Annotated in this window: 8 protein-coding genes; 4 read left to right on the top strand and 4 right to left on the bottom strand. The window is 41.6% G+C overall.

The window, feature by feature from the left end; all coding sequences use genetic code 11:
- Positions 1 to 142: 142 nt before the first annotated feature.
- Together B2X72_RS24520 and B2X72_RS24515 are read right to left on the bottom strand one after the other, a co-directional pair.
- On the bottom strand, positions 143 to 451 hold the full coding sequence (locus B2X72_RS24520; RefSeq protein WP_286851885.1) for a hypothetical protein: 309 nt from the start codon (positions 449 to 451) through the stop codon (positions 143 to 145).
- A gap of 10 nt (positions 452 to 461) precedes the next feature.
- On the bottom strand, positions 462 to 1517 hold the full coding sequence (locus tag B2X72_RS24515; RefSeq protein WP_286851884.1) for a hypothetical protein: 1056 nt from the start codon (positions 1515 to 1517) through the stop codon (positions 462 to 464).
- A gap of 365 nt (positions 1518 to 1882) precedes the next feature.
- Between B2X72_RS24515 and B2X72_RS24510 the strand changes: the two genes are divergently transcribed.
- From B2X72_RS24510 to B2X72_RS24495, 4 genes are all read left to right on the top strand, one after another.
- Complete coding sequence (locus B2X72_RS24510) at positions 1883 to 2578, top strand: hypothetical protein (protein ID WP_286851883.1); 696 nt, start codon at positions 1883 to 1885, stop codon at positions 2576 to 2578.
- Complete coding sequence (locus B2X72_RS24505; protein WP_286851881.1) at positions 2575 to 3660, top strand: hypothetical protein; 1086 nt, start codon at positions 2575 to 2577, stop codon at positions 3658 to 3660. Before B2X72_RS24510 ends, B2X72_RS24505 begins: the two co-directional genes overlap by 4 nt.
- 395 nt (positions 3661 to 4055) lie before the next feature.
- Positions 4056 to 4799: a MauE/DoxX family redox-associated membrane protein gene (locus tag B2X72_RS24500; RefSeq protein ID WP_286851880.1), complete on the top strand. Its 744-nt coding sequence runs from the start codon at positions 4056 to 4058 to the stop codon at positions 4797 to 4799.
- Positions 4793 to 5170: a hypothetical protein gene (locus B2X72_RS24495; RefSeq protein WP_286851879.1), complete on the top strand. Its 378-nt coding sequence runs from the start codon at positions 4793 to 4795 to the stop codon at positions 5168 to 5170. The genes B2X72_RS24500 and B2X72_RS24495 overlap by 7 nt, the downstream gene beginning before the upstream one ends.
- A gap of 146 nt (positions 5171 to 5316) precedes the next feature.
- Here the strand turns inward: B2X72_RS24495 and B2X72_RS24490 are convergent, their stop codons facing one another.
- Both B2X72_RS24490 and B2X72_RS24485 read right to left on the bottom strand, forming a co-directional pair.
- Positions 5317 to 6693 carry a RagB/SusD family nutrient uptake outer membrane protein gene (locus B2X72_RS24490; RefSeq protein ID WP_286851878.1) on the bottom strand — a complete coding sequence of 459 codons (1377 nt, stop codon included), beginning with the start codon at positions 6691 to 6693 and terminating at the stop codon, positions 5317 to 5319.
- Positions 6694 to 6711: 18 nt separating this feature from the next.
- Positions 6712 to 9051, bottom strand: a 2340-nt coding sequence (locus B2X72_RS24485; RefSeq protein ID WP_286851877.1) for a TonB-dependent receptor, incomplete at its 5' end; no start/stop codon positions are given.

Here is a 9051-nt window from a genome sequence, read left to right as displayed (position 1 = left end):
TTAAAATCGGTATTGATCTTATTGGCGACCAATATATAGGTCTTTTCATCTTTACCGACACTATTTCCCTTCGCTTGGTTTAGCTGGCCAGCAAACATTTCATTTTTCGATTTCTAGGTGACACAATCGGAGAACTATTACACTACTCCAATAAATAGTTCCAGTCGCTTATCACGGAAGAGACATCCCAGGCCAAGACCGTTTTCTTGTAACGCTCAAAATTGTCCTTTTTCCATTTGGTGATATGGTATCCTTTACAGAGCCTGCAATAGTAGGCTCTACGGCAAGCCGGTTTACCCATGCGGTGTTTGATGCGTTTACCATTGGTGACATTTTTGACACGCGAGCGTAATTTAAACCGGAACATCGCATATTGGGCATCGATCCGGGATGGAAATGCCACCTTTCCTGTGGCCCGGCATTTCCAAGTGTTGCTTTTCATGCTTTCCATAATCAATCTATTAAAGGTTATTATTTATTGTATTCTCTTTTTCAATAGGTACCTGCAGCATGACCCAATCTTTTATCCTGCGGGAAATGGTCGGCGAAACCACAAAACTGTTGATATCTCCAAACGGTACACGCAAAATGATGCGAAGCCGCCCGCCCTTCATTTGATAGCAGGCCTTGATCATGTCCAATGGAATCGCGTGATGCCGGTCTATTTTCTGCACAAAGCCGTGGGTATCGCGCACAATTTCGTTCAGGCTACGCTGCTCGCAGCCTTTACTATCTTCCATATCTTCTTTTAGGTATAGCTTAACGATAGGCGTATTATTGGTCTTCTCAAATAGAAATATACCCAGCTCCGTGTACATAATCTTTTTTGTAAGGTATTTGTTGTTGATCACAAACTCCTCCTCTGCCGGATTTATCGATTTGAGCAGCGTCAGATCAATTTCCTCCACAGCATCCGTTTCCTTAACGGTCTCATCGGGCGATGCCCGATCTATAGGATCATACAAATCAAAAGATTGTGCGTAAATTTGCGCATCCGCGTTGACTGCTACGTTGTTCTGCCTTTCTAAAGTACGTTCCAGCTTGATGACGTACAATTCCCTTTTCTGATTAAAACTCCAATAAAAAAAAGTGGCATAGATCATGTTAAAAAGCAGGATACAGAGAAATATGACCAATAAAGGCAGCCATATCCATTCACTTTTTGGAGGAACGACAGGTTTGATAATTCCAAAGAGAAATACGGTCGGTAGTAGTACACAGAAAAAGAACTGCGTTCCTATACGATCGCTCATATGCATTCGCCAGCTTTTCTTTTTATCCAAAAGCTTGATCCCCCATCTTATATAAAAGAGTGTCAATGCAGCGATAACTACATTAAATAGATAGCTTATGATCAGTGGCTTGCTATCAAACCAGCCTGATAGCGCTGTTACCGCTCCTATATACCAACAGATGCCGCCAAAAAGAAACGAAGCGATCCACACCCAGATGAAATCTGGATAATGTACGTGCATCTCCGTATCTTTAGCATACTTGACCTGTTGGTTACTTTCCATAATGTACTGTTAATTTCAAAGATTAACCTTGAACTGATCGATAGATAAATGCAGGTGAGGCTAATTCTTCCCAAAAATCTCCTATTAAAAAAATTTCTGTATACTAAATTTAGCCATTATTTCTTTTAAACAGTACCATCAGATAGGTAAACCACCCTTTTGTGTCCTTCCAAATGCGCATCAACACACCTTCTTACCTTATAAACACGTTCTTTATTGTATAAATTGAACGCCTCGTTACAGAAAAAAGGAGTTCGATGCTAAAAACATACGCTTATTGAAATAAAGATATTATTCATATCAAATAGCATGCGTTATAGGTAATTTTAACTTGACATCAAATCATTGATTTAACAGCCCTGCGTATGAGACCTCCCATGCATCTTTTCAGACGGATCAGCCGCAATCACATCCTGATTTTTATCGCGATCGTGGTAACTGTATATGGATCCTTTTTAGCGTCGGCATTTTACCTAAAGGTTTATAGTATCGGTGTCCTAGTCCTGCTGATTCCTTTTTTGGAAATCCGCAGCCACCATGTGGTGCTCCAGCTTTTTGCTCTATTTTTTATCTGCATTCAGATCTGCAGTATAGCGGTGTATGACCGCTTACCCTATGAACTGCTGCTCAGTTCGCAGCCGCTCAAGCCAGCATTTAAACATGCCTTCCCTATCGCCCTCGGCAGCTGTGCGGTAGCCCATTTAATTTTCTTGAAACGTGCCAACCTGATTACGCTGTACGCCATTCAATTTCCACTGATGCTCCTGGCCTGTACCTGGTATATCCGTATGAACCTTATTATGAATAATTGCCAAAAGGTCGATAGTCCCAAAGCGGTCTATATCCAGGCCGAAGTCATACAGAAATGCCCAGTCTGCTGCGATATACATGAATTATTGGTGTCATTTACGTATGAAGATGAGAAATACCAATTTCCGGTCGAGGTACATCCAAAGACTTTTGAGCAGGCCAAAGAGGGCGGCAAGCTGAACATGACGCTGCATCCGGGTGTGTATGGCTGGCCATGGTATCACAAAGAAATGAAAAGGAGGTACAAATGATCACAAGTTTATATCCCCTGATGCTTTTAATAGAGACCTTTGCCCATATCAGCCCTTCCAGCCGAAGCAAACAACTGGAAGCCATTGCTTCTGCCTGTGCCGAACATTTGAACGATGCCCTGGCCCTCCATCGGCAATATACCCATGCCGATCAGGCGATCCGTGGCATACAGCTCTACCATACGCAGTTGCTTCGGCTGCATGAAGTATTATACACCTGCTGCGATCTGTCCATTTCCGAGGAACTTAATGCGCTTCATCGGGTGGAGGAACTACTGGAAAGTGTAGAATTTTTATTTAAGAAAGATATCAATCCCCTAACACCGCTACCGCAGCATCATGAAAAACGCATCAGGCAATATCTAGATCTTCACCTCGAAGACAGTTTAGAGAGGTTAAGGCTTAAACAGATTCCTCAAGCCTATCTGGATGAAGTGCATTCCGCCATTGAAAGCCTTTTCCAGCGGGGCAAAATACCTTACCTGCAATATCATCATCAGCAATACCTTGTTCAGCTGATTGATGCACTTAGGCAACTGGCCCAGGATGAACGTCAGCATAAAAACTGGCCTTCCCGCTTTTTGATCTTGATGATCAATTTTAATTTTAACCATATCGGCTTTTTAAATCGCTGGAAGGAGTTCTACGAAGCTGACCCGGAAGCTACCGACAATCTATTGCGTTATCCGCAGCATTTCTCCGCCATCCCGGACTTTGCCTATGATCCCAACCGCAGCACGCTGCTCATGCTGATGTGCCAATATATTGAAACGGAATCGGCAGATGATAAGTCATCCAGTGCTCTTCCCTATCGGTTTATCCATAGCAATCTGAATGGCAAGGAGCTCAAACTCTGGCTACATTTATGTGTCAAAGCCAAAGTCATGCGCTCGTCCGAGAAAAAGGAAGTTGCGGAAGAATTTTCAAAACTCGTCAAAACCAAAGAGGGCATACTTCTTTCGATACACAGCCTCACAAAGATGGACAGAGGCAGCGAATTTCCGGCTGCTGTCCATATCCGCAAAGTCTTGAAAACCATGCTGAATGAATTGCACGAAAAATTTCCCGAATTAAATGGATAAAAAATCCAGTAAAATTTCAAAAAGTAGGGGTATTCTTCCGTTACCCCTACGATAACAGGATTGATCACTGTTTAAATCCCTTTTGAAATCATTCCTGCCTGCTATTTTGCTAGACCATGGTCATAGCAGTTATTTCATCTCCAATCCCCCTTCCCCTTCCATACAGCTATTTTAAACAGCATCTGTAGGCTCCACAAGTCCTACTTACTGCCCCTGCGGTCGGCTGTTATCCGATCTATCTTTGTTTTGAAGCGTACGAAAGGTAGAAGTTGACGCTGTAGCAGGCCGCTGTACCCGAGCAGGGCGCGCAGGTATGGCGCCCTGTTTTTAGAAAGAAAAAATAATAAAACCACGGGAGGAAATAATAAATACCGCCGGTGCAAATAATTAAAGCTATGGAAGCGAACAAAACCAATACAACGATTTACAAAATCCTCCGGGCGGCCATGATCCTCTTTTGGGTTTATGTGGGTATTGAAAAACTCTGGCAGCTCAGTGCATTTCATATTGCATTACAGCAACAACCGGTCATTAGCATCCTTGCGCCAATACTTTTTTGGCTGCTTCCGCTGCTGGAAATTAACATCGGAGCTTTGCTTGGGTTGCCTGCACGCCGTTTACAGCATTGGGGCTGGATAGCATCGACTATCATGATCACCTTATTTTCGATTTATATTGCCCTTGGCGTCCTCGATGTGTATGACAAGAAACCTTGTATGTGTACCAGCTTTCTCAGTCATATCTCGTGGACAGCGCATCTGATCTTTAACCTCGTTATTCTTGGTCTATCGCTAGCAGGGCAAATACTCAATCGTAAGGTTTTCCTTCACGGCCAAAGCAATTTAACCAACAAGACCGCTGTCGGCCTCTTTCTCACGTTTATTCTAGCAACAGGAATTGTAAGCTATAAAAACGCAACATTTAAACCAACACATGAAATCTGGTTTATGCCAGACAGCATAGACCATGCTCCAGTATATGACAGCGTCAGTAGGCCTATAGTAGGCAGCCTGGCATACAGATACGATCGGTACACAGAACCGTACCGACAACAAATATTCACTAAAACGTTTGCAGGTCAAAACTTCACCAATCAATTATTGGCTTGCAATACAGAAAGGAGGGTAGCATTATGCTAACCAAATTTTTAAACAATTATGGCTACATGATATTAGGCGGAGCCATGATTATCGGATTCTCAGCATTTAAAGGTGCTGAAGCTTATGCAGGGAAAAGTTTAGCTCCTGTAACTGTTTATTTCAAGGGAAATCCGCTATTAAGCGGAGAGGTTTCAAACGAGTCGAATTGGACAACGACACCAAATGGTCAATCCTGTTCAGGTGACAATAAAGCCTGTTCTATGCAAGTGGAGACCTCAGACCTAAATTCGGCAGGGGAACTAGATCCCAGTCAAATTGAGTTAGCGGAAATCTCTACTGGTTCGGGTTTTATCCCTGAACGAAGTGGTGGAGATAGTGAAACTGAAATTAACATTCACAACAGAAGCTAATTTTTAGTACTCGCCAAAGATTTGTTTGAAGATTTTCGTTTCCAATTAATCTATTGGCTGTCCTTCAACAAGAGACCAGTTTCAAATAATGCTGGTCTCTCGTTTAAGGTATATAATTCAAAAAAAGACTATTATAAAGATTTTTCTTAAATAGGATTTTGAAGCATTCCAGTCGCCATAATCACATCTTCAGGCAATGGTAGTGCATATTTATTATCTCTGGGTTTGAGCATATATTCTTTCCCGTTCACGTTTCTTTTGAGCTGAATTTCCCGCCCCTCTTCGTTTAAACGTTTCAGGTCCATCCACCTCAAACCTCTAAAGAGCAGCTCTTTCCGTCTTTCCTCAAGAACAAAATCAAGTGCTTCATCCTGAGCCTCAAAATAAGCCGGTATATAACTTCCTATTTTATAACGCCGGGATAATAGATAATCCATATCATCCATTCCTTCCCGAATGCTTCCTTTTCTTACAGCGCATTCCGCACGGATTAAAAACATTTCATCAACAGCAGGCCCACCAAATAGATTTGCACTGCCAGCGTAACTGCCTTTAAACGAAACATAACCATCTGCATTCATTTTAAAAAAGGCCTGCTTTCTTAGGTCATTAACATGATAAGACTGGTATAGAGTTGAATCAATATTAGCGTTATTAACTCCTATTTGTGCATTAATTGTCACAAGTTCAAAATATCCGAGTGTTTCCTTGTTAAATCTTGTAAAAGGATATGAGGCTAAAATTTTTACTTCAGCCGCGTTGTTATAATCCATCAGCTCTTTATTTACCGATAAGACCTTATCCGCATAATAGTAAGCTGAATCGTATTTCGCCATCGAGTGGTAAGCTCTCGCCAGTCCCGCATATGCTGTTATTTTTGATGGTCTCATGACGTGAATTGCTTTATCAGGCAATATGTCGGCGGCAGCTAAAAGATCATCCACTATAACACGATAAGTCTTTAAAACAGTTGCTCTTTCAGACTTTACATTAAAATCTGAGGTACTGCGCAGCACAATGCCCAAGTCCTTCGCAGATGTATCGTCTTGATATGCTTTACTATAAGTCCATACCAAACTAAGATACTGGCTGGCACGATAATAAAGGGCACTGCCCTTTACATTATCCCAATCATTTTTATTTGCCTCCACTCTCTTAATTTCTTTAATTTTATCTAACACTAAATTGCAGTTATAGACAGTGATATAGGCTTTTGCCCAATCATTATTAAAATTATAAACGGGATTTTCCCAGGTATAAAATTTTCTGCCCACTTCATTCAGGCCATCAAATACCTTTTGCTTCAAAAAGTAATTGTCAGCCGAAACCTCACCTATGGAACAAAAATTAAAATTAATGTTTTGCGAACCATCCAGTATCTGCTGAAGATCTGTCAGATCCTCTGGTACTACCTGATTTTTGTTTGCTTGTATATCCAAATACTTGTTGCAGGATGTATGGAATGTTACGAATAATGCGAGATAGATCGTAAGAAAGCAAAAGTGTTTTTTCGTCTTTTTCATTTCAAGATTCATTTATGATCAATAATTTAACTGGCATCCAAAAGATAAGGTCGCTGGGGGCGAAATCCGATAAGGAAATTCAGGATCAATATTTTGCTTATTCGCAGTCCATAGTAAGCCCAGATTGCTTACATTTCCATAAAATTTCATCCGTAAAGCACGCTGTTGAAGCCTCAGGGTTTTATCCCATGAAATGTTTATATACTCTAACCTCAAATGATCAGCTTTCAATACATTTACCTCAGATTGCACATATAGCGCGTCCCTAAAATCTTCCAATGGATATTGCACCGAAGGCACTGAAGTCTTCAATTCATCCCCTGCTTGCTGCCAGCGCATCTCAAAATCAGGAAAAGCAGTCCCTCGGTTGAAAAGGTTATAATAGGAAGTTGCAGGTTTTCTAAAATAATAGTCTCCTTTATAGCTCACATTTAGCGAAAGCGTCCAAGATTTCCATCCGAAAGTATTTATAAGTGATCCATAAACCTGCGGCTTGGCAGAACCATAAAAAACGATGCTGCCGCCTTCCAGTCCGTCGTTAAATGCAGCGTTGTTGATACCGATATAATCTTTACTGACTTCACCACGGAGGATACCCTGTGGATTTCCCTCACTATCGAGCCCCATCCATTTAAAGGCTGAGAGTGCATTCAATGGCATCCCCGGTATTGGCGTGATGGTATTTCCATCGCCCAAAAAAGATGATACGCCACTGTTCAAAGCCCTATAGTATGCAGTAGTCCTGTTCTTATTCAAATTCAAAAGCAGCCTAGAATTCCATTTCACCGCTTTATCCAGATTATTCGTTGAAAGTGTGATATCCCAGCCTTTTCCTCTCATGGATGCAACATTTTTGGTTACTGTATTGGATTTACCCCAAGCGGTATAATCAAAATCAGTGAGCCCATACAGATCTTTTCCTGTTTTAATGTAATGATCCACCGTACCAGATAGACGACCTTTAAACAGAGAGAAGTCCAGTCCCAGGTTGAAGGTGGACACTTTCTCCCATCTCAAAGATGGATCATTCAATTTTGAGATCGTCAGTGCAGGTAATCTTGTATAAGTACCTGCAGTTACACTGGCGATAGGCTGCGGCGTTTTACGCAGGTCAACATTCCCACTATAACCATAGGTAGCCCTTAACTTTAATCGATCTACATCCTTATGGGTGATAAACGATTCCTTCCCGATATCCCAAGAAAGACCTGTAGACCATAACGGTGACCATTTATCGTTGGTTTTTGCCCCGAATATATTGCCTCCATCTTTTCGAAAGCTCCCCGACCAGGCGTATCGATCCTTAAAAATATAACTCCAATTTGAATAGAGCGATACAAACCTGTTCACGCGATCAGTGAAAGATGGACTTCCCGTAATCCCCATTGGCACCATTGAAGGCACTATAGTGAAATATGTCGTAAAGTCTACCGGAACTGCCTGTAAGGGCTTCTCTTTATAACCATATACCCAATAATTTTCACCCTTGCTTGCTGTTTCGCGAATTTCTCCACCAGCCATACCGATCAACCGGTGAAGGCCCCATGACTTATTCATATTTAACTGTGTTCTTGCGGTGTAAGACCGTCCTGAGGAGAAGTCTTTGCTCTTGATCCCACCTCTGGGAATATGATACGTAATGCTACTTCCCCCATTTGAAACCTCCATAAATTGATTAATGTTCTTTCGGGCATAATAGCTTTCTTCATTATATAGTCCTTGCAGATCGGTTTGTTGGATCTGATACTGGAACCCGACACTTACATCTAGAAAAGGTAAAATTTTATATTTTCCACTTATAGTTGAATACCACTCATTCAATCTTGTCGTTGAAACAGCCTGCTTATAATCAGACAATGGATAATATCCCCAGTCTAAGTAAGGTGTGCCATAATTTTCGGTCATATAAGTACCCCTAAATTCTGGATAAAAGGCGCTTTGAGAGCCATCATTATTGTAAAAATCCATGTAAGGCACCTGCTTACCGTTGTAGTGAAGTGATTCAAACTTCGGCTTTCCTGATTCAGAAATACTGTTTGTAAACAAAAGGTTGATCGCAATGTCGAGTTTTTCCGTAGGCTGAAAGCTATTGGTAAGCTGTAAATTCAACTTTCGGGACCGTCCTGCATACTCGTCTATTTCTCGGGTATAGCCCCCGGAAAAACCATAATTATACTGTCTGCTACCGCCCGAAAGATTTAAGGAATACTGTTGCGAAAAGGGAGATTCGAGAAACAGGTCACGGTATGATTTTCTCCCATCTTTTGTCATAAGCTCATTGATCAGATCTGCTGAATCTGCAGGAGTCAGCAATCCACGTTTTGTCCTATCAAATATGTCTATAGCCGGCGTGACCGA

The sequence above is a fragment of the Sphingobacterium sp. UBA7253 genome (genome assembly GCF_002472745.1).
Classification (GTDB): Bacteria; Bacteroidota; Bacteroidia; order Sphingobacteriales; family Sphingobacteriaceae; genus Sphingobacterium; species Sphingobacterium siyangense.
This window is presented reverse-complemented; position numbering and strand designations above follow the sequence as displayed.

Bases quoted from the DNA above. Each gene is read 5' to 3' on its own strand.
- B2X72_RS24515 (WP_286851884.1), bottom strand. From the start codon at position 1,517: ATGGAAAGTAACCAACAGGTCAAGTATGCTAAAGATACGGAGATGCAC.
- B2X72_RS24505 (WP_286851881.1), top strand. From the start codon at position 2,575: ATGATCACAAGTTTATATCCCCTGATGCTTTTAATAGAGACCTTTGCC.
- B2X72_RS24510 (WP_286851883.1), top strand. From the start codon at position 1,883: ATGAGACCTCCCATGCATCTTTTCAGACGGATCAGCCGCAATCACATC.
- B2X72_RS24500 (WP_286851880.1), top strand. From the start codon at position 4,056: ATGGAAGCGAACAAAACCAATACAACGATTTACAAAATCCTCCGGGCG.
- B2X72_RS24490 (WP_286851878.1), bottom strand. From the start codon at position 6,693: ATGAAAAAGACGAAAAAACACTTTTGCTTTCTTACGATCTATCTCGCA.
- B2X72_RS24520 (WP_286851885.1), bottom strand. From the start codon at position 451: ATGGAAAGCATGAAAAGCAACACTTGGAAATGCCGGGCCACAGGAAAG.
- B2X72_RS24495 (WP_286851879.1), top strand. From the start codon at position 4,793: ATGCTAACCAAATTTTTAAACAATTATGGCTACATGATATTAGGCGGA.